The organism is Rhizobium sp. WSM409 (assembly GCF_057653825.1).
This window is the reverse complement of record NZ_JBYGKP010000002.1, coordinates 658,346-682,186: the sequence shown is the minus strand read 5'-3', so window position 1 is coordinate 682,186 and position 23,841 is coordinate 658,346. Positions and strand designations below refer to the sequence as shown.

Genomic DNA, 23,841 nt, shown 5'->3' with positions numbered 1-23,841 from the left:
CGGCAGGATGCTACGGCCGGTTTGCGAAGTTACGCAGAGGGATTTCAACCGGTTATGCTTCAGTTCGATCATCGCCATAGCATAGATTTACATTTCGCAATCCCGGTTTCCCTTCCCGGTTGCTTGCCAGGAGCCGAAGTTGTGGCAGACTGGCCCCTGGATGCCAGGTTTTCCGGCCGCCAAACGAGCGTATCGGAGGCAGCGGGGGCGGGGCCGGTGGATCGCATGAACAAGGAGCAATATCCGTTTCGGATGTTCCTGCTCGGGCCCTTTGCCCTTGTGGACGCCGGGGGGCGGTCGGTTGCTCCGAAATCCAAAAAGGCACAGGCTCTTTTGGCAATGCTTGCATTGTCCACCCGGGGCTCGCGCTCGAGAATCTGGCTTAGGGACAAGTTATGGAGCGATCGCTCCGACGACCAGGCGGCAGCCAGTCTACGCCAGGCGCTTTTGGACATTCATAAGAGTCTGGGGCCGGCACGTGATCTCTTGATTGCGGATAAGAATACCGTTTGGCTGGATATGGACCGACTGGCGCTCGATACCGACCTGGTGGTTCGGACGGAGCGGTCTGCGGATCAAGTCACCGACGAATTGCTCGAAGGTATCGACATCCGCGATCCTGAATTCGAGGACTGGTTGGCGCTGGAAAGGCAAAACTGGTATCGCCGTCTCGATGAAGGACAAGTCCACGACGTCTTCGAGCCGCGACAGCAGCCGAGCCGCGATATCGCCAAACATTCCGCCCTGCTGCCGTTAACTGGCGCCCCGGATACGTCGAGAACAGGCAAACCACCCGTGGATATCGCCAGCAGGGGTCCCTCTGGGCGGCGGGTTGGCGGTGACTGGCGATGGATGATGGCTCTTCTGTCCCCCATCGTGGTGGGTGCCGGCGAGGGCGGGCAAATTGCTGCGACACGGTTCCAAAACCTCATTGCAAAAGCCATCATCGATGGGCTGGGCTTTGGCGTCACCGACCTCTCGTTCACCTCGCCGCATATTGAAGAGAGTGAACAGCAAATCAGCCTTCCCCTATGCCTTCAGCTTCGCCTGACGTTTGATGGTGACATGGTGCTGATCGAACTGGTGATGAAGCACCTGATCAACAACCGCATTCATTGGCTGGGAAGTCAGGCAATCAACCGCACGCAGTTCGAGCGCGGCGAGTTCGGCATCGCCGCTGCGCTGATCAGCCAGGCAGTCGATCAACTGGCCTATTTCGAGGAGATCCAGGCAACCGACAGCAGATTGTCGCAAGACGGTCTCCTGATCGACGCCGTCAATGCGATCTTTCGGCTGTCGCGCGACGACCTCGACAACGCGGAACGGCGCCTGGAAGAACAGATCCAGTATCAGCCGCGATCATCGACTTTTGCCTGGCTGTCATTCATTCGGACTTTCCAGGTCGGCCAGCGTTTCAACGCGCTGGATGCCCATCTGATCGAGGAAGCCCAGGCCTATGCACGCAAGGCGCTGGAACTCGATCCGCAGAATTCCGTGTCGCTCGCGCTCGTCGGCCACGTCCATTCGTTCCTGTTCGGCGAATACGACTATGCGGCCAACCTGTTCGAAAAATCGATCCGCCTGAATCCGGCCCTGCCGCTCGGTTGGGACCTCTACGCGATGCTGCACTGCTATGCAGGCCAGCCCGACAAGGCGGTGGCGATGGCGCGTTGGGTACAAGAGCTCGGCGTCTACAGCCCGCATAAATATTACTTCGATACGACCAAATGCATTGCGGCAGCGCTTGCAGGCGATCATGCCGCAGCCATATCTGCAGGCGAAGAAGCCCTGCGGGCACGGCCGAACTTCAACAGCCTGCTGCGCTATCTTGCCTCCAGTCATGCCCATTCCAACGATCTCGGTGGCGCGCGGCATTACCTGCAGCGTCTTGAGGCAGTCGAGGGCGGTTTCTCCATCGACGCCTTCCGCGGCAGCGGCTATCCGCTGCTTGACACAGGCGGCGGGCAGATCCTGATCGACGGGCTGCTCAAGGCCGGCGCCAAGCTGCGCTGAACCCCGGACAATTCTTCACATCATCGCGCAAGGAGGCTGCCATGGAAGCGGACACTGCCCACGAATCGCAATCAAAATTAGTTTTATTTCTAAACAGTTATAAATTCAGGATTGAGCCGGATACGGTCCTTCCATGCGACCCCAGGGACGATACCGGTGCTGATCCTCTCGCCGGTGCGTCGCCGGCTGCACCGGATGCAGCCTCCGAACCTGCGCTGCTCCCCGGCACCGGTGAAGATGCAGCGCTTCTGGCCGGGCCGATGATGGCGACGATGGCCGTAGCCTCGGTTCTCAACAAGAGCGTGGCGAACAAGTCGGTGCTCAACAAGGCGTCGCTGAACAAAAACAAGAACAAAAATAAGAACAAGAACAAGAACAAGTCGACGATGGACGGCGGCAGCCTCGGCGTGTCGCAGCTTATCCCCTCCTTCGAGCTGCGCAGGCTGCACCAGCAGCCGTCACGCAACGCCTATACCGCGGCGCTGCGCTTCACCTGGGAAATGCTGGATATACTTCCGCCACCCGGCCCGGATTATACCCGCCTCGAAACGACGGTACTGCTCTCTATGCAACGCCGCGACCGCGAACGCATGCGGCGCCTGCCCGATATTCAAATCGAGTCGACCATCTCCGTGGGGGAATTCACCCGCGCATTGTATATCGAGGATCTCGGCGGTTTCGAGCAGACGGAGGGCCTTTTCCAGGCGATCCTGACGGCCTGCGAATATGTCGGACTGATCTACAAGAGCCAGTTCAACCGGCAGCGGCCAAACCAGTTCGAGCCCCTGCTGCGGCCGTTGCTGGCCGTGCCCGTCCACGAGTCCTATCCCAGCAACCATTCGTTCCAGTGCTTTTCGATCGCCTTCGCGTTCTCAACAATCCTGCCGGAACATCCGGCCACCGACGAGCTTGCCCGCATCGCCCAGAACGTCGCCGAAAATCGCGAATGGGCCGGCCTGCACTATCCGAGCGACACGCAGGCGGGGCGAGATCTCGCCCGACGCTTCGCTCCCTACCTCCACGACGCGTTCGGTCCTTTGTTCGCGGCCGTACACGACGAATGGGTCTGAATTCTCCAGCTGCTGCTCAACAGGGTGACAACCATGACGGATCAAACACAAATGCCTGAGCCCTCGCCGATCAACTACTATTACCTCTGGCACCTGACTGCTCTTGGCGTAGTCGACGCGGAATACGGATCGGCTCCACCGGCGCCTCCAGCGCCCGATGCGAGCTCCGCACGCGCGCTCTCCGATCCCCTCATCACCGGCACGGTCTGGGATGCCATCGCTTCCGCCGGCCCGCTGCGACCCGCGCGGGTCGCGCTGATCGATGTCGGCGTATCTCCGGATCATCCCAATCTGGCAACCCGGCTTGACCGGGAGGCGTCAATCGATTTGACGACCCATCGTTACGGCGCACGCGTGCTCGAAATTCTCGAGACGACCACATCCTTCGACCGCGAGGAAAGGCATGCCTTCTTTGCCGGGCTCGACATCGCTCCGCTCGGCAATATCGGCCTTTCGAACGACGACCGGGACTATCTCGGTGATCTGGTTGCCGAATACGCCGCGTCGGAGGGTGTTCTCCGGCGGCTCTACAATCCGGAATCGCTGTTTGCGTCGCATGGTACTTGTTGCGCTGGGCTGATCGTCGGCGAACCCGCCGTTGTTGCGGAAGAAGGCACGCCAAGCCTTCCGCCGGAAGGAGCCTTCTACGGGAATGGCGACGAGCTGCGCACGAGCGGCAATCGCAACGTCATCCCCTATTTCGGCGTTGATCCTTTCTCAAGGCTCATCTCGATCAGAACCTCCTTCGAAGACGATGTCAGGCAGTTCATTGCTGCCTTCCTTTATGCCTATCTTCAGAAAGCAGACGTGATCGTCTTGCCGCGCGGTCTGCCTGACCCGAAACACAGTATCGTTGACCCGAAGAACGAACTGAAGGCCGACCTGGAATTATGGAAAAACCAGGATGCCGCCAATCTGTTCACGCGCATTGCCGTTGCGGATCAGGGTGGGCCTGAACTGGAGCCGAAGGCAGCGCAGAAAGGCTCTAATCCGGATCGCCCATGGCATGTCCTCAAACAACTCATCCTCGCCATCAGCCGGCACATCCCGATCGTCTGCGCCGCAGGAAACAGTGGCGAGAGCCAGCTGATCTATCCGGCTAGTCTTGCCGCCGACAACAACGGCATCATTGCAGTTGGAGCCGTTACCGTCGAAGGTTTCCGTTCGGGCTACAGCAATTACGGCGAAGGATTGACGGTTGTCTCCCCCTCTGACGACGGGGAGGTCTTCAACAGGCATCAGTTGCGCCTCGACCGGCTTTCTCCATTTGCCGCGCAGCACGACTACAGCGCTTTTCGAACGCGGGAATACTACTATTCGCACTTCTCGCTGCTGACGACGGACCTGCCGGGGATTTTCGGTTATAATCATGGCTCCGATCCGTGGTCGGCCATCGTGCCGTTCGGTACCAATCCGGGCATCGGGGGCGGATACTACACCCCCTTCGGGGGCACATCAGGCGCGTCGGCGCAGGTGGGCGGGTTATGCGCTCTGATACAGCGGGCCCACAAAAGCCGCCACAATCCCGGTGACCGCCTCTCGGGGCCTCAAGTCAAGTCAATTCTGAAAGCCGCCTCTCGCCTGGACGCCATTGTCGCACCCGGAACGAGACAACTGACGGCAGATTGCATGAACGCCGAAAGCGAGGACGCTCTCGACGCGGTCTATTTCTTCGGGTCGGGCCTGCCGAATGCGCGGGCGGCGGTTGAGGCCGCTCTGGCGATCTGACTGCTGCGGCTGCGTTATCCAGAATTCTAAGCCTCCTCGATCTTGGAGGCTTTTTCTTTGTTTACGTCATTTTTACGGATTTTTAACGCCAAACTGGCGGGCCAATGACGCCCTTGGGGAATAGTGCCTCTCAACCGACGACGCGCAACGTTCCGATGCCGGGCAAAGCCGTCCCGAACTCCGGCATTTTTGCCCGAGATGCAACCTTGATCCGCCCGAAGACAAACTCTCGGAGGCTGCCGATGTCCGCGTCCCGCATACAACAGTTGGCAGATGAGGCGCGCCTCCTGCTCAAGCGCAATCCCCTGATGGCAAGTTCCGTCTCCCTCCAGCGCGTGGCAACACGCAACCTTTTGAAGCGACGCTTCCAATATGGCCGCACGCTTGCGGCGGCTTCGAAGCTCGCCGGTTGTTCGGCTGGGGTAGAGGCACTGTCAGGCTATTTCCCCGACCTTGCAGATGGCCGATACACTCGCCTGCCGGAGCTTCCGCCAGCGGTTGCCGGACCGGTCCGCGCCGACCCTTACCGTTCATCCGTACTTGCGGCCTGGATGGATGCGCTCGCGCGCAGTCTGGAATGGCAGGCAGCCCGCCCCGATGTGCAGGTTGTCGGCCGCTATCTGCAGCCGGATCTGATCGCATCGGATCTTGAACTCGAACGTCAGACAGCGTGCCGGCTCTCTTGCGGCATCGGCCTCATGCACATCGAAAGTCCGGCGCGTAGCCGTATCATGCAAGCCCTCCTGCGCCGATGCATGCCGGACTATCCCCGGCCCGGCTTTCCGATCTCCGACGATGCGCAATTGGATCGAATCGCCGACCATCTGGAGAAGGCCTTCGCATTGATCGCGGACTTGGACGAGTATGGCCATCAGCGTCTGATCGCCGGCCTGCACACGCTTTACGTTGGCGTGCGGCGCGAACCGCAGTGCTCCTTTTCGAGTTCGAACGAATTGCCGGGCAGCGCGCTCATCGTCCTTTCCAGCGAGAGATTACGCGCCGGCGATCATGCCGCGACAGCGGCCCAACTGCTTCATGAGGCGGGGAATATCCTGCTCGGGTTCTATACGACCTCGGCGGCGGCATCCCTGCCCGGCGAGTTCCAATATGTTTCCCCATACAAGAAGGACCTACAGACGCTCGAGAGCATCCTGCATACGGCCTACACCATTCCCTGGGAGTGCGCCTTGCGCATGGCATGCCTATCCACCGAGGCGGATCCTAAGCGCCGCTCCCGGAAAGCGGCATTCATAATCGCCTATGCCGCGCGGCAAGTCCCGCTTATCGACATCGCTCGGAAAGGGATCGAACGTCTCGGCGGCGATGTCCTCCTCGACCTCCCAGACATCGCCGCCATTCCTTCCTGGAGTAGTCGGATCTTGTTCCTCGTCAGCCAGTTGCTTGCCGAAGAACCCATTGCGCACCGGCAGGCGCATCTTGCCGAGCGCCAGCGAGTTCTCGATCGCCAAGCCTGGGATATCGGACAGATGCTGCTGCGCGGCAAGGAGCCGATCGATCCTCGGATGGGCCGGCGAGAGATCGATGACAGCGGCGACAATGTCAGCCTGTGGTACGACGGCAAATTCCACGTGATTGTGAAGACACCCGATTATGCGATGGGCGAGGATTACGGTCACTACGCCGCGACGATCCGCGGAGTTGCGCCCCGCGAGATGGAGGCGATGTGATGGTCAATTATCGGTCCAAACGATTATCGGCGGCTGCCAGCGTATCCGTCGACTTCCCGAAGCTTGTCACCCACAGCCTGGGGCGGGGCGGCCGGGGGGCTCTGTTCACCGGCAATAGTGCCGATTCTGTCGAGGAACAGAGCCCCCATGTTACCAGGCCTGCATTCGTCGTCTCGTTGGAGGCTCCAGATATGCCGGCGACGGACGAATATGATCCCGCCGCAGTCGATCATCACGACCCCTTCCTGGCGCCTCTTTGCCATCGGCAACGCGACATCGCACTGTTTGGCGACATCGACTTCGTCATCATCGGATGCGGCGGCTTGGGCTCGCAGATCGCCATCCAGCTCGCGGCCCTCGGCGCGCGTCGTTTCCTTCTCGTGGATGCGGATCGTATCGATGAGAACGACTTGAACCATCTCCCATGGGCATGCGAGGCTGATCTCGGCCGGCTGAAGACGGACAGGCTGGCGACCCATCTGGCCGCGGGTTTCTCGGCCACTGTCTTCGCCCTGCCGGAATTTGCGGAAGGCGCCTCGGCGCTGCGGTTAATCGCAAACTACGCCAATAACCCGTTCCTCATCCTCGCCGGCGGCGATTCTCGTCCAACCCAAGATCTCCTGTCAGCCTGCCTGGCATTGGAAGCCGGCCTGCCGCCTCATCTGCATCTGGGCCGCTCTGCAAACTATTGCATGGCAGGGCCTTTGGCCTTGGTGCATGAGGACGCATGTTCCGTCTGCCATTGCGCTACCCAAGTCACGGCCGACGACGGCTTACGCGCGCCGCAGGCTACCGTCGACAGCCCATTGGTCGCCGGCCTTGCCGTGTCGCAGATTGTCCAAAAATGCCTTTCGAGACACTCGCTCGCCCGGGGACGCCAATGGATATTGGACCTCAAAGGCGACCAGGCCAAGCTGCGCTCTCTCCAAAGAACCCGAATGTAAGGTATGTCCATGATCGCGCTATTTTCCTCGGAATATCATTGCTCCGTTGGGGCAACTGCCGGAAAGAACGATGAGCTGACGATAACCGAAGCTCTTGGTGATCCACTGATCGCCATGGTGATGCGCGCGGATGGCGTAACCTCCGAAGAATTCAAGCGACTTCTTGAGGCGGCAGCCCGCGAGCTAAAAGCCAAGCTTGCTTCCCACCAAAGGGAAGAAAGGCGACGTGATTGTCGAAACGACACCGAAGATGGTTGACGAGCATGTGTGGCCAATCCCGGTCCGAAACCATGGCCCGGCATTGGCACTGGCCGTCCCGCGGAGTTCAGGGGGCAATGAGATTCGATATGTTCAAAAGTTTCCCAACGATAATTCTGGTTTTTGCGGAAGGGAAAGATCGCAAGGTGATCCATACCGCTCGCGAGGCTGCCCAACTGTTGCTGAAGGAATGGCCCACCGACGACGGTGAGGAATTTCTCACGGCGGTGAGCATCTGTTTGGAGGTCCTTACCGGAGAGAGCGAGCCTGAGAAATTGCATGAGGCAATCGTCCGCGCCGCATATGAGGCGGGTATTGCAGCGATCACGACTGATAACCGCCTTGGGATTTTCAGGATTTATCCCGTCAGCGAGGCCAGGTAGTTAACCGCCGCGCGGGCGCTCATCGCAATCCTAGAACAGTGGCAATCGGACTGATCCGGCCCGTTACTGGAAGCGATCGAGCGTCTTGTAATAGAGCCCGACGAGCGGCAGGAACCACGGCTTGCCGAAATGGCCGGGGACGGCGGGCCAGTCGAGCCCCTTGATCGGATTAAGGTCGGCCTTGCCGAGGATGGCGTCGGCCATGATCATGCCGAGATGGGTGGAGAGCTGGGCGCCGTGGCCGGAATAGCCCATGGCATACCAGACACCGTCGACATAGCCGGCGCGCGGATAGCGGTCCTTCGTCATGTCGACGAGCCCGCCCCAGCAATAGTCGATTTCGACGCCGGCAAGCTGCGGGAAGATTTCAGCAAGGCTGGCGCGCAGAATATCGCCGCTCCTTGCGTCCGAGCGCTGATCCGACGTGGCGGAAAATCGCGCACGGCCGCCGAAGATCAGCCGTTTGTCCGGCGATAGCCGGAAATAATTACCGATGTTCATCGACGTCACGCAGGTCCGGTTGCCCGGCATCGTAGCGGCGATTTCGGCGTCGGTCAGCGGACGGGTGGCGATCAGAAAGCTGCCGACGGAAATAATCCGGCGGCGGAAATAATTAAAGAGCGACGGCGTATAGGCGCCTGTCGCGACCAGCACGTGGTCTGCGGTGACGGTACCGCGTGCCGTCGTCAGGCTGTGGCGGCCGTTGCCCTGCCGGTGGGCGGTCACGGCCGCCTTTTCGAAGATGGTCGCGCCGTGACGCGCGGCCGCCGTGGCGAGCCCCACGACATAGCAGCCCATATGCATCATCGCGCTTTTCTTCGAGAGCATGGCGCCATGGAAGGGCGACCCAACCTCGCTTTTCAGGTCACTCGCCGTCAGAAGTGCCGTGTCGGGATCGACTTCTCTGTGAACAGCCTCGAAATTGCGGGCAATGGCGTCGAAATGCTGCGGCTTGGAGGCAAGCTTCAGCTTGCCGGCGCGGCGGAAACTGCAGTCGATCTCCTCTTCGGCGATAATCGCCTCGATCGTGTCGATGGAATCGTCGAACGCCTTGTAGAGGGCGACGGCCCGCTCCACGCCGAGTGCTGATTTGGCAGACAGGAAACTGTGGGCGAGCCCGTTGTTGAGATGGCCGCCATTGCGCCCCGATGCCCCCCAGCCGACCCGTTCAGCCTCCAGCACGACGACCTTGACGCCGGCCTTTGCAAGCTGGCGCGCCGCGGCAAGCCCGGTGAAGCCGGCGCCGATGATGGCGACGTCATAATGTCCTTCGACGGGGCCCTGAGCGCCGCCGGCAAAGGCTGGTGCCGTGTCGTGCCAGTAGGATTCGAACCACATCCGCGTCTCTCCGTCAGAGCCCGACGACGCCAGGCAGGCCCGAGATATCGGGAATTTCGACATAGCCGTAATAGGGATTGGCCGGCTCGTGGCCACGATTGACCCAAACCTTGTTCTTGATGCCGAGGTCGTGGGCCGACATCAGGTCATAGCGGAAGGAGGACGAGCAATGCAGCACGTCTTCCGGCCCGCAGCCCAGCATATCGAGCATATATTCGAAGCCCTTGAAGCGTGGCTTGTAGGACTGCGCCTGCTCGGCGGTATAGACCGCGTGGAAGGGCGCGCCCAGTTTTTCAACGTTCGACATGATCTGCGAATTCATGGCGTTGGAGAGGATGACCAAGGGGATTTCCTTGGCGACCTTGGCGAGACCGGCCGGGACGTCTGAATGTGGCCCCCAGGTCGGAACCCGCTCATAGACCATCCAGGCGGCTTCGTCGCGAAATGTCACGCCGTTGCGCTTGCATGTCCGCTCGAGCGAATTGTGCACCACCTCGGCATAGGGTTTCCAGTCGCCCATGATCTCGTCGAGGCGATAGGCAGCGAAATTCTTGATGAACTCCGCCATGCGTGGCTCGTCGAGCTCTTCGCCGTAGAGATCGCGTGCCGCCTCCGCCATCTGAAAGTTGGTCAGCGTGCCGTAGCAGTCGAAGGTGATGTATTTCGGACGGAACGTCGTCATTTGAGTATCCTTGAGCGATCGGAACTGGGGACGTGTCACAATCATAGGGACCGCTTCACCCACAGCTCGCCTGAATTGCCGCCATCGGAAGCAGAATCTATCGTATCGAAAGCAGGGTTTGGCAGAAGGTTGTGCGCCTGCCCGCCGTCAACGGCCGGCGGAGTGACGCCTTCAATCGCCGTCGTGATCATCATCGTGATGCGACGGAAGGTCGAGGCCGAAGGTGTTGACGAGATCGGCCACCTGCGCCGGGCTGAGGAAACGCGGATTGAGGTTGCGCAACAGCAGATAGAGCTTCGCCGTTTCCTCCAGTTCCTCGGTCGCAAAGACCGCCGCTTCCAGGCTGTCGCCGGCAACAACAGGTCCGTGATTGGCCAGAAGCACTGACGAATACTTGCCCGCCAGTCCGCGGATCGCGTCGGCCACCGCCGGATCGCCGGGACGATAATAGGGCACCAGCGCGGTTTCGCCGGCGCGCATCAGATAATACGGCGTCATCGGCGGCAGGGCGGCGCGCGGATCGATCTCCGGCAGCATGGTCAGTGCCACCGCGTGGGTGGAGTGAAGATGGACGATGGCGCGGGCACTGCCGCGCGTATCATAGAGGGCAGTGTGTAGCGGGATCTCCTTGGTCGGCTTGTCGCCGGACAGGAGCCTGCCTTCGGCATCGAGCCTGGAGATCCGTGCCGGGTCGAGAAAGCCGAGCGAGGCGTTGGTCGGCGTGACCAGCCAGCCGCCATCCTCCAGCCGCAACGATATGTTGCCCGATGAACCAGGCGTCAGCCCGCGCTCGAACAGCGAGCGGCCGTATCGGCAGATTTCCTCACGCAGGCGCGCGTCGGACATGACAGTTCCTCCAATATTACGCGGTTGCCCCTTCGATCAGTTCAAAGCCGAGATCGACGGCCTGCGGCGGCGCATTCGTGACGACCAACTGCGCGGCCATCTGTCCGGTCGCGACACGCGGCGTTCGGATGGTCGATAAGGGTTGCGGTGTTGCCCGGCCGATATCGAGGCCGTTATAGCCGAAAATGGCGAGCTTCGAGGGGATCGCTATCCCCTCGGCCAGACAATGAAAATAGCCGCCCAGCGCCATGTCGTCGTTGGAGAAATAAACCGCATCGAGATCCCTCGTCCGGGCAAGCAGCCGCTCCAGCCCCAGCCTGCCGTTTTCCACGGATGAAGCGCCGGCGAGAATTTCACGGGCGACGAGCGGGGCGTCATGCGCGCCGAGCGTTTCGCAAAAGCTGGAAAAACGCTTGCCGGCACGGGTATCGCGGTTCAGGTCATGACCGACATAGCCGATCCGGCGATACCCCCGCTTGAGCAGGAAGGCAGCGCTCTCCCGCCCGGCCGCGCGGTTCGAGAAGCCGACGGCGATATCGAGAGCATCACCGTCCAGATCCAGCAGTTCGACGACCCGGCACCCGCTGGCGCGCAGCATCTTCACCGTGCCCTCGCTATGCTCGCACCCCGCCAGCATGACCGCCGCCGGCCGCCAGGCAAGCATCGCAGCGGCGAGCGCTTCTTCCTTGCCCGGATCATAGTCGGTCACCGAGAAAACCGCCTGATACCGGTTTTCCTCCAGAACGGCACTGGCACCGCGCAGCACATCGGGAAAGACGATGTTGGACAAAGAGGGAATGACGAAGGCGACAAGACGCGAACCGGTGGAGGCAAGCGTTCCCGCGATCCGGTTCGGCACATAGCCCAGCTGCTCGACGGCGGCCATCACCCGCTCGCGCGTCTTGTCGGAAAACGAACCATGGTTGCGCAGCACGCGCGACACCGTGCTCTCGCCGACACCGGCGGTTTCCGCGACTTCGGCAAGCGTTACCGTCGGCTGATGTTTGAATTCCATCACTACGTCTGACCCAGCTTGCGGCCTGGTTGCCCGGCCTGTCCGCCGATGGCCACTTCCCCATCACCTGTTTCATCGCTCCCGACAAGAAGCAAGACTTTTTTGGCAGCGCTACCATTTCGAGTTGGCAACGCTGCCAAAATGCTCTAATGAAATTGGCAGCGCTGCCAACGTGCGGCTGACGTACCTTCTGCCCTCCCAAACCTAACACCCGGAGGGCGCAGACCTTTCTCACAAGACTGGAGAACCTGCTCATGCCACCGCTTGCTGAAAACTCGGGCTCGGCCGTTGTCGCAGCCATCATTGGTCTTGGCTCCATGGGGCTTGGAATGGCCCGGTCGATGAAGCGCGCCGGTCTCGACGTCGTTGGATATGACATCACGCCGGCGGCAGTAGACCGCTTCATCGCCGATGGCGGACGTGGGGCGGCGACCCCTGCCGCTGCGGCAAAGGACGCCGACATTGTCGTCTCAGTGGTCGTCAACGGCGCGCAGACAGAGGCCGTGCTGTTCGGCCCTGCGGGCGTTGCAAGGTCAATGAAGCCCGGCGCCGTTTTCATCTCGTCGGCCACCATGGATCCCGCCGTCGCGCGCGATCTGGCGCAGCGGACGGAGGCTCTTGGCCGGCATTATCTTGACGCCCCGATTTCAGGCGGCACGGCCAAGGCGGCGCGGGGCGAACTGACCATCATGGCCTCCGGCTCCAGACAGGCCTTCGACACCGCGCGTCCGGGTCTCGACGCCATGGCCGCCAAGGTCTACGAGCTTGGCGACGAGGCCGGAAAAGGTGCTGCCTTCAAGATGATCAACCAGCTTCTCGCCGGCGTCCACATCGCGGCCGCCTGCGAGGCGATAACCTTTGCCGCCAAGCAGGGCCTCGACCTCGACAAGGTCTATGAGGTGATCACCGCGTCGGCCGGCAATTCCTGGATGTTCGAAAACCGCGTGCCGCATGTGCTGGCCGGAGACTATACTCCGCTCAGCAGCATCGAGATTTTCGTCAAGGATCTCGGTATCGTCCAAGACATGGCCCGCTCCGAGCGTTACCCGGTACCGCTCGCGGCGGCAGCCTTGCAGATGTATCTTGCCGCCTCCGGGGCGGGCATGGGCCGTGACGACGATTCCTCGCTCGCGCGGCTCTACGCCAAGCTTTCGGGCGCTGAATTGCCCGGTTCCACCAAAGAGCCGCAGAGCCTGTAAAAGGAACGCTCGACATGCCGGTTTTTGCCGCCAACCTGACGATGATGTTCAACGAATGGGCGTTCCTCGACCGCTTCGACGCCGCAGCCGATGCAGGCTTTGCCGCCGTCGAATACCTCTTTCCCTATGAAGCCACGCCGGAGGCGATCGCCGAACGGCTTGACCGCAACAATCTGCAGCAGGCCCTCTTCAATCTGCCGCCAGGCGACTGGGCATCCGGCGAGCGGGGCATCGCGGCCCTTCCCGGACGCTTCGATGCGCTGAAAGCCGATGTCGAGCGGGCATTGGACTATGCGGAGGCGACCGGGGTCAGACGGTTGCACCTGATGGCAGGCATCGCCGACCATCATGACGAAGGCGCCTCCTCCTGTTATCGGCGCTCCGTCACTTATGCTGCCGGGCGGCTTGCGGAAAAAGGCATCGATCTGCTGCTCGAGCCGATCAACGGGCGAAACATGCCTGGATATTTCCTCAACGACTTCGGCGCCGCCGAACGGCTGATTGCCGAATCCGGTCTGCCGAACCTGAAGCTGCAGTTCGACATCTATCACCGTCAGATCATCCATGGCGACGTCACCATGGCATTGCGACGCCTGCTGCCGATCACCGGCCATATCCAGATCGCCAGTGTGCCGTCACGCAATGAGCCGGATGGGGAGGAGTTGAACTATCCCTATCTGTTCGGCGAAATCGACCGCCTGGCTTACGACGGTTTCGTCGGCTGCGAATACATTCCGCGCGACCACACTCTCGACGGTCTTGGCTGGTTCAAACCTTTTGCACGGAGCTAGACGATGGCTATTTTCCTCGGATCAATCGCTGACGACTATACGGGCGCCTCCGACCTCGCCAACACCCTGACCAAGAACGGTCTGCGCACGGTACAGACGGTCGGCATTCCCGACCCGTCGCTGGCACTACCGGATGTCGACGCCGTGGTCGTTTCCCTGAAGATCCGCTCCGTCTCGGCCTCGGACGCCGTGACGGCTGCCATCAGCGCTGAGCGATGGCTGCGCCAGCGGGGTGCCGGCCATGTGCTCTACAAGATCTGCTCGACATTCGATTCCACCGATGCCGGCAATATCGGTCCGGTCACCGAAGCCTTGAGGGAGGCGGCGGGCGGCGGCGTCGTGCTGGTGACGCCCGCCTTTCCGGAAACGGGACGCACCGTCTATCTTGGCCATCTCTTCGTCGGCGGACAGCCGCTGAATGAAAGCCCGCTCAAGGATCACCCCCTCAATCCGATGCATGACGCCAATCTCGTTCGGGTGCTCACCCGACAATCGCGCAATGCTGTCGGGCTGGTCGATCTCACGACCATCGGCGCCGGACCCGGCGCCGTCAAAATGAGGCTCGATTCCTTTCGCACCGCAGGCGTCACCGCTGTTATCGCCGATGCGATTTTCGAACGCGATCTGGAAACGCTCGGCGAGATTGCGTTGGAAATGCCGGTGTCCACCGGTGCGTCCGGCCTCGGCCTCGGCCTTGCCCGCGCGCTCGTCCGCTCCGGTCGGATTTCCTCCGGCGGCGCAACGACGGAGGACGCCATTCGCCCGGTGGGCGGGCTTTCCGCGATCGTTGCCGGCAGCTGCTCGAAGGCGACGCTCCGCCAGCTCGACATCGCCGAACGATCGATGCCCGTCCTGCGGCTCGACCCGGAGCGGCTGCTTGCCGGTCCGGATGAGATCGCCGCGGCGATTACCTGGGCCGGAGACCGCATCTCCGCCGGCCCCGTCGTCATCGCCGCGAGTGCTGCGCCTGCAACCGTGTCTCGGCTGCAATCGCTCCATGGACGAGAGGCATCCGGCCACGCGATCGAGACCGCGACATCGATCATCACAGCCGAACTGGTGGAGAGAGGCGTGCGGCGCCTTGTGGTCGCCGGCGGCGAAACCTCGGGCGCGGCCGTCGACCGGCTCGCCATTCCGGCTTTTCTGATCGGCCCGGAGATTGCGCCCGGTGTTCCGGTGCTGCGCACAGTCGGCAATGCCCAGGGCGACATGCTGCTGGCGTTGAAATCAGGAAACTTCGGAGGCGAGGATTTCTTTACGGCAGCGCTGGCGATGATGCATTGACAGACCCGGGATCCGACGAATATCGGTCGGTTCTAGCATAAGATGCGGCCGCCGATGATAGCAAAGCCATAAGATACTGCTTGAACCACGGCCTTCAGACGATCTGCCCGCCGGCGCTCCGGCAGACTGGCGGGCACGACATGAAGGACGCCGCCATGCAAACAAGTCAGATCGAAATCGTCCCGTTCGGCCCCGACCATCTGGAAGCCGCCGTTGCGCTCTCAAGGCAGGCGGGCTGGCCGCATCGGACCGAAGACTGGCAGCTGGCGCTCGCCTTGAGCAACGGGATGGTTGCGGTCGAGGACGGCAAGGTCGTCGGCACCGTCCTCGTCACGCCTTACAAGAGAGATTGTGCGACGATCAACATGGTCATCGTCGACGAGACGATGCGCGGCAGGGGTCTCGGCCGCAAGCTCATGGACGCCGCATTGCTGGCCGCCGGAGACCGGCCGCTGAGGCTGGTGGCGACGACGGCAGGCCTGCCGCTCTACCAGAAGCTTGGTTTCCACGAGACGGGAACCGTGGCGCAACATCAGGGCCTTGCCGGAGACATCGCCGTGCCGGCGGAAACGCAAGCCGCCACCGACGCCGACCTCGCTGCTATCGCGGCACTCGATCGCCGTGCCTTCGGCGCCGATCGCGAAGGGCTGCTCTCTTATTTCGCCGGGATCGGCGCATTCGCCGTCATTCGCCGCGATGGCCGCGTTTCCGGCTTTGCGTGCCTGCGTCCCTTCGGCCGCGGCGAAGTGATCGGACCCGTCGTGGCCGCCAACCTCGGCGAGGCCCGAAAACTCATCGAACATTTCATCGCCAGACGGTCCGGACGGTTCCTCAGGGTCGACACCACTGATGAGACCGGGCTTTCTCCATGGCTCGCCGAACAGGGGCTCGCTCATGTCGGCGGCGGAATCACGATGGAAAAGCCGTTGGTTCGCCAAGCTGCCGACCCGGCCGTCACCACCTTTGCCCTCGCCAGCCAGGCGCTCGGCTGATCCGGAGATCTCCATGTACAGCAATTCCCTCATCGAACTCGATCGCGCTCACCTCATCCATCCGGTCGCCTCCTACCGCGGCCACGAAAAGCTCGGCGTGCGCGTGCTGGCCTCGGCCAAGGGCGCGACGGTCACCGACGCCTCTGGCAAGCAGCTGATCGACGGCTTCGCCGGCCTCTGGTGCGTCAATGCCGGTTACGGCCACGAGAGCATCGTCGAGGCAGCGGCCCGGCAGATGCGCGAGCTTCCCTATGCGACGGCCTATTTCGGCCTCGGCTCCGAGCCCGCGATCCGGCTTGCCGGCGAACTCGCCGACCGCGCGCCTGGCGATCTCAACCATGTCTATTTCACGCTCGGCGGCTCCGATGCGGTGGACAGCACGGTCCGCTTCATCCGCTACTATTGGCATGCCCGTGGACAGCCTCAGCGCGATCAGTTCATCTCCGTCGAACAGGGCTATCATGGTTCCTCGACGGTCGGCGCGGGTCTGACCGCGCTGCCTGCCTTCCATGCCGGCTTCGGCGTTCCATTCGATTGGCAGCATAAGATTCCGTCTCACTACGCCTATCGCAACCCGGTGGGCGACAATCCGCAGACGATCATCAACGCCTCGCTTGCTGCGCTGAAAAGCAAGGTCGAGGCGATCGGGCCGGAACGCGTTGCCGCCTTCTATGTCGAGCCGATCCAGGGCTCGGGCGGCGTTCTGGTGCCGCCGAAAGGCTGGATGAAAGCCATGCGCGAATTCTGCCGCGCGCACGACATCCTTTTCGTCGCGGACGAAGTGATCACCGGCTTTGGCCGCACCGGCCCGCTTTTTGCCTGCACCGAGGATGAGATCGTGCCCGATTTCATGACGACCGCCAAGGGCCTCACCTCCGGCTACGTCCCCATGGGCGCTGCCTTGATGGCCGATCACGTCTATCAAACGATTGCCGAGGGCGCCGGTGCTGCCGCCATCGGCCATGGCTACACCTATTCGGCCCATCCCGTCAGCGCCGCGGTCGGCCTCGAAGTCCTGAGGCTTTACGAAAATGGCCTTCTCGAAAATGGCGTCAGGGCCGGCGCGCGGCTGATGCGGGGACTGGAGTCGCTGAGGGATCATCCGCTCGTCGGCGATGTCCGCGGCCGCGGCATGCTCGCCGCCGTCGAACTCGTGGTCGACAAGGTGAACAAGACGCCGTTGCCGGCATCCGCCGAACCCGCCCGCCGCATCTTCGATCGCGCCTGGGAGAACGGCCTCGTCATCCGCGCCTTCGGCAATGGTGTGCTTGGCTATGCTCCGCCGCTCTGCTGCACCGAAACGGAGATAGACGCGATCGTCGAGCGCACCCGCATCACCCTGGACGAGACGCTGGAGGACCCGGACGTGCGGCGGGCGTTGCAGGCCTGAGAATATCGCGAAACGGTCAGATTCGGTATTTTGTGCCGCCTCATGATGCCTATTCGGCGAATCCGGCACGGTGCAGGTGACACACTGAAAACAACGAAAGGCCCCGGCAGATGCCAGCCTTCAAAAGAGCGGGACAAAGACCCCGCCAGCGGAACAGAATTTTCTTCTTCGAGAAGCCGCGCTCCGACAGGAGCCGAACACTGGGGAATTCACGTGAGCAAGAGCCTTTCGGAATTCAAATACATGACCTTCGACGTCGTCGGCACGCTGATCGACTTCGAAGGCGGCCTCAAGACCTGCCTCGCCGAGATCGCGGCCGAGGTCGGAAGCACAGTCGACGGCGAGCAGGCGCTTAGCCTTTACCGCGCAGCCCGCTACTCCAAGGATGCCGACCTTTTTCCCGACGACCTCGTGCGCGTCTACCTCTCGATCGCGCCGAAGCTCGGCCTGCCCACTGAGCAAAAATATGGCGAACGGCTGCGGGATTCGGCGATGAGCTGGAAGGGTTTTGCAGACAGCGCCGCGGCGCTGGCAAGTCTTGCTAGGGATTACCGCCTCGTTGCGATGACCAACGCCCGCCGCTGGGCATTCGATTTCTTCGAGAAGGAACTCGGCAATCCCTTTTATGCCGCCTTCACCGCGGATGATACCGGGACCGAGAAACCCGATCCCGCCTTCTTCGAGAAGGTATTCGACTACGTCGTCTCGCAAGGACATTCAAAGGAAGACATCCTGCATGTCGCCCAGAGCCAGTACCACGACATCGGGATTTCCCGGAAACTCGGGCTGACCAATTGCTGGATCGAGCGGCGACATGCTGAGAAGGGTTACGGCGGCACGATCGAACCGGCCGAGTTCACCAAACCCGATTACCATTTCACCTCCATGGCCGGCCTTGCCGATGCCGCGGCTGCCGCGCGCGCCTGACTTTGAAAGCAGATCGGGCCTGCCCGCAACGGGCAGCCCGCCACACAAGAAAAGGGGAATGAGATGAACGACAAGATCACCAATTGGACCAGATCCGACGACGCCAGGATCGAAAGCGCCATCCGCCGTGGCGCCACTCGTCGTGAGTTGCTGCATATGATGCTTGCGGGCGGCGTGGCCCTGTCTGCTGGCGGGCTCGTGCTTGGCCGCGCCGGCAAGGCGCTCGCCGCTACACCCGTTTCCGGCGGCTCGCTCAAGGCGGCCGGCTGGTCGTCCTCCACGGCCGATACACTCGACCCCGCCAAGGCGTCGCTCTCCACCGACTATGTCCGGTGCTGCTCCTTCTATAACCGCCTCACCTTCCTCGACAAATCAGGCACGCCGCAGATGGAGCTTGCCGACGCGATCGAGTCCAAGGATGCGAAGACCTGGACGGTCAAGCTGAAGAACGGCGTTACTTTCCATGACGGCAAGCCGCTGACCGCCGATGACGTGGTTTTCTCGCTGAAGCGCCATCTCGACCCATCCGTCGGCTCGAAGGTCGCCAAGATCGCCGCCCAGATGACCGGCTTCAAGGCGGTCGACAAACAAACCGTCGAGATCACGCTCGCCAGCCCGAATGCCGACCTGCCGACCATTCTGTCGATGCATCACTTCATGATCGTCGCCGACGGCACGACCGATTTCACCAAGGCCAACGGCACCGGCGCCTTCGTCAAGGAAGTCTTCGAGCCGGGCGTTCGCTCGGTCGGGATCAAGAACAAGAATTACTGGAAATCCGGCCCGAACGTCGATTCCTTCGAATATTTCGCCATCAGCGACGACAATGCCCGCGTTAACGCGCTGCTTTCGGGCGACATCCACCTCGCAGCCTCGATCAATCCGCGCTCGATGCGCCTCGTCGAGACCCAGGGCGACGGCTTCACCTTGTCGAAGACCACCTCCGGCAACTACACCAATCTCAACATGCGACTGGATATGGAGCCCGGCAACAAGCGGGATTTCGTCGAGGGCATGAAGTATCTCGTCAACCGCGAACAGATCGTCAAAGCGGCGCTGCGCGGTCTCGGCGAAGTTGGCAACGATCAACCCGTTTCGCCGGCGAACTTCTATCATGACACAGAGCTGAAAGCGCGAGCCTTCGATCCTGAGAAGGCGAAGTTCCACTTCGACAAGGCCGGCGTGCTTGGCCAATCCATTCCGATCATCGCTTCCGATGCGGCGAGCTCGTCGATCGACATGGCCATGATCATCCAGGCGGCCGGCGCCGAAATCGGCATGAAGCTCGATGTGCAGCGAGTGCCATCCGATGGTTATTGGGACAATTACTGGCTCAAGGCGCCGATCCACTTCGGCAATATCAACCCGCGGCCGACACCCGATATCCTCTTCTCCCTGCTCTACACCTCGGACGCTCCATGGAACGAAAGCCACTACAAGTCGGAGAAGTTCGACAAGATGCTGATCGAGGCGCGCGGCTCTCTCGATCAAGACAAGCGCAAGACGATCTACAACGAGATGCAGGGCATGGTCGCCCAGGAAGCTGGTACTATCATTCCCGCCTATATCTCGAACGTCGACGCCACGACCGCCAAGCTCAAGGGCCTGGAAGCCAACCCGCTCGGCGGCCAGATGGGATATGCTTTCGCGGAATATGTCTGGCTTGAAGCCTGATACGGCAAAGGAGACTGGGGCTGCAGCCGCGCCCCAGTTCCTCCATCTGCATTGATGGAACTTAACTCGAACGCAAAGGGAAGACGCCCGTGAACCGCCAGGTCTTATCCCTTGTACTGAGCAGATTGTTCGTCGCCGTGATCACCCTGGTGATCGTCTCCTTCGCCGTCTTCTTTGCGACAACGCTGTTGCCGGGAGATACGGCGACGATCCTGCTCGGCCAAGCCGCCACGCCGGAAGCCGTCGAAGGCCTGCGCAAGGCCATGCATCTCGACGAACCGGCGCTCTTTCGTTTCCTGCGCTGGATCGTCGGATTGCTGCAGGGCGATCTCGGCACGTCCTATGCCAACGAAATGCCGGTCGCCGCTCTCATTGCGGGCCGCTTCGTCAATACGCTAAAACTTGCCGGCGTCACCGCGCTGTTCTCCGTGCCGATTGCGCTGACGCTCGGGATCACCGCGGCGATGCTGCGCGGCACACTTTACGACCGGATCGTCACCGTGATCACCATCGGCGTCATCTCCGTGCCGGAGTTCATGGTCGCGACCTCCGCCGCGCTCATCTTCGCCGTCTATCTGAAATGGCTGCCGGCGCTGTCTTTCGCCAATGAGGTCCACAGTCTGACCGATCTGTTGCGCGTCTATGCCATGCCGGTGATCACCCTCACCTTCGTGGTCTCGGCCCAGATGATCCGCATGACGCGCGCAGCTGTCATCGAGACGCTCAACACACCCTATGTCGAGATGGCATTGCTCAAGGGCGCGTCCCGCCCGCGCATCGTTTTTCGCCATGCACTGCCGAATGCGCTCGGCCCGATCGTCAATGCCGTTGCGCTTTCGCTGTCCTATCTGCTTGGAGGCGTCATCATCGTCGAGACCATTTTCAACTATCCCGGTATCGCCAAGCTGATGCTGGATGCCGTCGCCACCCGCGACCTGCCGCTGATCCAGAGCTGCGCGATGATTTTCTGCCTGGGTTATCTGCTCCTGATCACCATCGCCGATATCATCGCCATCCTTTCCAATCCGAGGCTCCGATGACCATGACCAGTTCCGAAACCACCTCCGGCCGGCTGTCCGGAACCCGGTTTGGCTATCGCTTCAACATCGTCGGCGCGATTGGCTTCACTGTGATCCTCTCATGGGCGCTCGTTGCGATCTTCGCGCCATGGGTCATCCCCTACCCCGTCGGCGAGATTATCGATCTCGACTATTTCGGCCCGATGAGTCGGGAACTCTGGCTCGGCTCCGATTATCTCGGCCGCGACATGCTCTCGCGGATTCTGATGGGCGCCCGGTATACAGTCGGTATCTCGCTCGCTGCGGTCACGATCGCCTGCTTCAGCGGCGTCGTGCTCGGCATGATCGCAGCGGTCGCCGGCGGCTGGCTGGACACGATCCTCAGCCGCTTCCTCGACGCCCTCAACTCCATCCCGAGCAAGCTGTTCGGCCTGGTGGTCGTCGCTGCCGTCGGCTCCTCGGTCCCGGTGCTGATCATGACGCTGTCGGTGATCTATATCCCAGGCGCTTATCGCTTCGCCCGGGCGCTCGCCGTCAACATCAACGCGATGGATTTCATCACGGTTGCGCGCATCCGCGGTGAAAGCACTCTCTATCTCATTCGCTCGGAAATCCTGCCCAACATCGTCGGGCCGGTGCTTGCCGATCTCGGCATCCGCTTCGTCTTCATCGTTCTGCTGCTCTCCGGGCTTTCCTTCCTCGGTCTCGGCGTCCAGCCGCCCTATGCCGATTGGGGTGCGCTCGTACGTGAGAACATCGGCGGCCTGCCATTCGGTGCGCCGGCGGTGATGTTTCCCTCGCTTGCCATCGCCAGCCTGACGATCAGCGTCAACCTGCTGATCGACAACCTGCCGCAGAAAATTCGCGACCGGAGCACGTCATGAGCAATTTCATCGAAATCCGTGACCTGAAGGTCGAAGCCACCACCGATTCCGGCCGGCGTGTCGAAATCATCAAAGGTGTCAGCCTCGATGTTGCCGAGGGCGAGATCGTCGCGCTGATCGGCGAGAGCGGCTCGGGCAAGACTACCATCGCCCTGACCCTGATGGGCCACACCCGTGCGGGCTGTCGTATCTCCGGCGGCAGCGTTTCGGTCGGCGGCAAGGACATGGTCACGCTGAGCGAGAAGCAGCGCGCCAAGGTGCGTGGCACCGAAGTCGCCTATGTCCCGCAATCAGCGGCTGCCGCCTTCAACCCGGCCACATCGATCATGGACCAGGTGATCGAAGTCACGCGTATTCACCAGCTGATGTCGCCGGACGATGCGCGGGCCCGGGCCGTCGAGCTCTTCCGGGCGCTGTCCCTGCCGGAACCCGAGACGATCGGCAGCCGTTACCCGCACCAGGTTTCCGGCGGCCAGCTGCAACGTCTGGCGGCCGCCATGGCGCTGATCGGCGACCCGACCCTCGTCATCTTCGACGAGCCGACGACGGCGCTCGACGTCACGACCCAGATCGAAGTGCTGCGAGCTTTCAAATCGGTCATGAAAAAGGGCGGCATCGCTGGCGTTTATGTCTCGCACGACCTTGCCGTCGTCGCCCAGATCGCCGACCGCATCGTGGTCTTGAAAGGCGGAGAGACCCAGGAAACCGGCACCACCGACGAAATCCTCAACAATGCCAAGCATCCCTATACCAGGGAGCTGCTCGCGGCCTTCGAACCGAAACCGCGCGGCGCAATAGGCCCCGCCGAACCCGCGACGGCTCCCCTGCTGAGCATCGAAGGTCTTGTCGCGGGCTATGGGCAGCGCCAGGCGGATGGCCTGCCGCTCGTTCGCGCGGTCGAGCATGTGAGCCTGAAGGTGGAAAGAGGCCGCAATCTCGGCATTATCGGCGAATCCGGTTGCGGCAAGTCGACGCTCGCCCGCACAATCGCCGGCATCCTGCCGGCCGCCGTCGGCAAGATTGTCTTCGACGGCACGGAACTGCATCGCAACGCGCGCGAGCGCTCGCGTGATGAGTTGCGCGAGATGCAGATCGTCTTCCAATATGCCGATACCGCACTCAACCCGGCAAAATCGGTAGAGGACATCCTCGACAGACCTTTGGTCTTTTACCACCGCATGGATCGAAAGGCGCGGAACGCCCGGATCGATCAGCTGCTTGACATGGTACGTCTGCCCCGCAACCTGCGCCATCGCCGGCCGGGCGAACTCTCGGGCGGGCAGAAGCAGCGCGTCAACTTCGCCCGGGCACTCGCCGCCGATCCGAAGCTGATCCTCTGCGACGAGATCACCTCAGCGCTCGACACGGTGGTCGCCGCCGCGGTCATCGACCTGCTCAAAGAATTGCAGCGCGAACTCGGCCTTTCCTACATCTTCATCAGCCATGACCTCTCGGTGGTGGAGGCGATCTGCGACGAGATCGTCGTGATGTATGGCGGCCGCAAGGTCGAGGAAATCACATCCCTGACGGTGAAGGCGCCGCAACACCCCTATTCGCAACTGCTCTTCTCATCGGTGCCGACGCTCGATCCGGCCTGGCTCGACGGGCTCCAGCAGGATCCGGAACTGGTGCGGGCTTATTGCCGGCATTGAGCGCCGATTCCACTGCAAAATTTCTCGGGTCGGATTTGCTTCAAGAAATTGTGCGGCAAACTGC

The 23,841-nt window shown here is 61.7% G+C and carries 21 protein-coding genes; 17 read left to right on the top strand and 4 right to left on the bottom strand.

Translation table 11 applies throughout. The features are described 5' to 3' along the window. Window positions 1-54 precede the first annotated feature (54 nt). The 7 genes from AC25BC_RS26770 to AC25BC_RS26740 all read left to right on the top strand — a co-directional run bounded on the left by AC25BC_RS26770 (window position 55) and on the right by AC25BC_RS26740 (window position 8,084). Window positions 55-2,013, top strand: coding sequence for an SARP family transcriptional regulator (locus tag AC25BC_RS26770; protein ID WP_128439681.1), 1,959 nt, complete (start codon window positions 55-57; stop codon window positions 2,011-2,013). Between the two features lie 41 nt (window positions 2,014-2,054). After that, window positions 2,055-3,083 carry a phosphatase PAP2 family protein gene (locus tag AC25BC_RS26765; protein WP_128439680.1) on the top strand — a complete coding sequence of 343 codons (1,029 nt, stop codon included), beginning with the start codon at window positions 2,055-2,057 and terminating at the stop codon, window positions 3,081-3,083. A gap of 33 nt (window positions 3,084-3,116) precedes the next feature. Beyond that, on the top strand, window positions 3,117-4,811 hold the full coding sequence (locus tag AC25BC_RS26760; protein WP_017996392.1) for a S8 family serine peptidase: 1,695 nt from the start codon (window positions 3,117-3,119) through the stop codon (window positions 4,809-4,811). 104 nt (window positions 4,812-4,915) lie between these two features. After that, window positions 4,916-6,499 carry an aKG-HExxH-type peptide beta-hydroxylase gene (locus AC25BC_RS26755; protein ID WP_128439679.1) on the top strand — a complete coding sequence of 528 codons (1,584 nt, stop codon included), beginning with the start codon at window positions 4,916-4,918 and terminating at the stop codon, window positions 6,497-6,499. Between the two features lie 191 nt (window positions 6,500-6,690). Continuing rightward, window positions 6,691-7,443, top strand: coding sequence for a ThiF family adenylyltransferase (locus AC25BC_RS26750; protein ID WP_260686088.1), 753 nt, complete (start codon window positions 6,691-6,693; stop codon window positions 7,441-7,443). Between the two features lie 9 nt (window positions 7,444-7,452). Next, entirely contained in the window at window positions 7,453-7,701 is a 249-nt protein-coding gene (locus AC25BC_RS26745; protein ID WP_003562903.1) for a hypothetical protein, read from the top strand. A 77-nt stretch (window positions 7,702-7,778) separates the two neighbouring features. Continuing rightward, entirely contained in the window at window positions 7,779-8,084 is a 306-nt protein-coding gene (locus AC25BC_RS26740) for a DUF982 domain-containing protein (protein ID WP_003562905.1), read from the top strand. A 63-nt stretch (window positions 8,085-8,147) separates the two neighbouring features. Here the strand turns inward: AC25BC_RS26740 and AC25BC_RS26735 are convergent, their stop codons facing one another. From AC25BC_RS26735 to AC25BC_RS26720, 4 genes are all read right to left on the bottom strand, one after another. Continuing rightward, complete coding sequence (locus AC25BC_RS26735; RefSeq protein ID WP_003562907.1) at window positions 8,148-9,422, bottom strand: NAD(P)/FAD-dependent oxidoreductase; 1,275 nt, start codon at window positions 9,420-9,422, stop codon at window positions 8,148-8,150. 13 nt (window positions 9,423-9,435) lie between these two features. Further along, window positions 9,436-10,104: a haloacid dehalogenase type II gene (locus tag AC25BC_RS26730; protein ID WP_128439677.1), complete on the bottom strand. Its 669-nt coding sequence runs from the start codon at window positions 10,102-10,104 to the stop codon at window positions 9,436-9,438. A 171-nt stretch (window positions 10,105-10,275) separates the two neighbouring features. After that, a complete protein-coding gene (gene otnC, locus AC25BC_RS26725) occupies window positions 10,276-10,950 on the bottom strand; it encodes a 3-oxo-tetronate 4-phosphate decarboxylase (RefSeq protein WP_003562910.1) in 675 nt (224 codons plus the stop codon). A 16-nt stretch (window positions 10,951-10,966) separates the two neighbouring features. Then, a complete protein-coding gene (locus AC25BC_RS26720) occupies window positions 10,967-11,965 on the bottom strand; it encodes a LacI family DNA-binding transcriptional regulator (protein ID WP_012755396.1) in 999 nt (332 codons plus the stop codon). A 254-nt stretch (window positions 11,966-12,219) separates the two neighbouring features. On the opposite strand from AC25BC_RS26720, the gene ltnD reads away from it, so the two are divergent. The 10 genes from ltnD to AC25BC_RS26670 all read left to right on the top strand — a co-directional run bounded on the left by ltnD (window position 12,220) and on the right by AC25BC_RS26670 (window position 23,777). Then, a complete protein-coding gene (gene ltnD, locus AC25BC_RS26715) occupies window positions 12,220-13,164 on the top strand; it encodes an L-threonate dehydrogenase (protein WP_128439676.1) in 945 nt (314 codons plus the stop codon). 14 nt (window positions 13,165-13,178) lie between these two features. Then, entirely contained in the window at window positions 13,179-13,955 is a 777-nt protein-coding gene (otnI, locus tag AC25BC_RS26710) for a 2-oxo-tetronate isomerase (protein ID WP_128439675.1), read from the top strand. Window positions 13,956-13,958: 3 nt separating this feature from the next. Further along, window positions 13,959-15,239, top strand: coding sequence for a 3-oxo-tetronate kinase (gene otnK, locus AC25BC_RS26705; RefSeq protein WP_017996398.1), 1,281 nt, complete (start codon window positions 13,959-13,961; stop codon window positions 15,237-15,239). A 155-nt stretch (window positions 15,240-15,394) separates the two neighbouring features. Beyond that, complete coding sequence (locus AC25BC_RS26700; protein ID WP_003562921.1) at window positions 15,395-16,231, top strand: GNAT family N-acetyltransferase; 837 nt, start codon at window positions 15,395-15,397, stop codon at window positions 16,229-16,231. Between the two features lie 13 nt (window positions 16,232-16,244). Continuing rightward, complete coding sequence (locus AC25BC_RS26695; protein ID WP_487778568.1) at window positions 16,245-17,621, top strand: aminotransferase class III-fold pyridoxal phosphate-dependent enzyme; 1,377 nt, start codon at window positions 16,245-16,247, stop codon at window positions 17,619-17,621. 213 nt (window positions 17,622-17,834) lie between these two features. Then, a complete protein-coding gene (locus AC25BC_RS26690) occupies window positions 17,835-18,548 on the top strand; it encodes an HAD-IA family hydrolase (protein ID WP_003562924.1) in 714 nt (237 codons plus the stop codon). A gap of 63 nt (window positions 18,549-18,611) precedes the next feature. Continuing rightward, window positions 18,612-20,222 carry an ABC transporter substrate-binding protein gene (locus AC25BC_RS26685; RefSeq protein WP_003562925.1) on the top strand — a complete coding sequence of 537 codons (1,611 nt, stop codon included), beginning with the start codon at window positions 18,612-18,614 and terminating at the stop codon, window positions 20,220-20,222. 89 nt (window positions 20,223-20,311) lie between these two features. Beyond that, window positions 20,312-21,262, top strand: a complete 951-nt coding sequence (locus AC25BC_RS26680) for an ABC transporter permease (protein WP_012755388.1) — start codon at window positions 20,312-20,314, stop codon at window positions 21,260-21,262. Further along, entirely contained in the window at window positions 21,259-22,125 is an 867-nt protein-coding gene (locus AC25BC_RS26675; protein ID WP_003562928.1) for an ABC transporter permease, read from the top strand. The genes AC25BC_RS26680 and AC25BC_RS26675 overlap by 4 nt, the downstream gene beginning before the upstream one ends. Beyond that, window positions 22,122-23,777, top strand: a complete 1,656-nt coding sequence (locus tag AC25BC_RS26670) for an ABC transporter ATP-binding protein (protein WP_128439673.1) — start codon at window positions 22,122-22,124, stop codon at window positions 23,775-23,777. Before AC25BC_RS26675 ends, AC25BC_RS26670 begins: the two co-directional genes overlap by 4 nt. The last annotated feature ends 64 nt before the right edge of the window (window positions 23,778-23,841 follow it).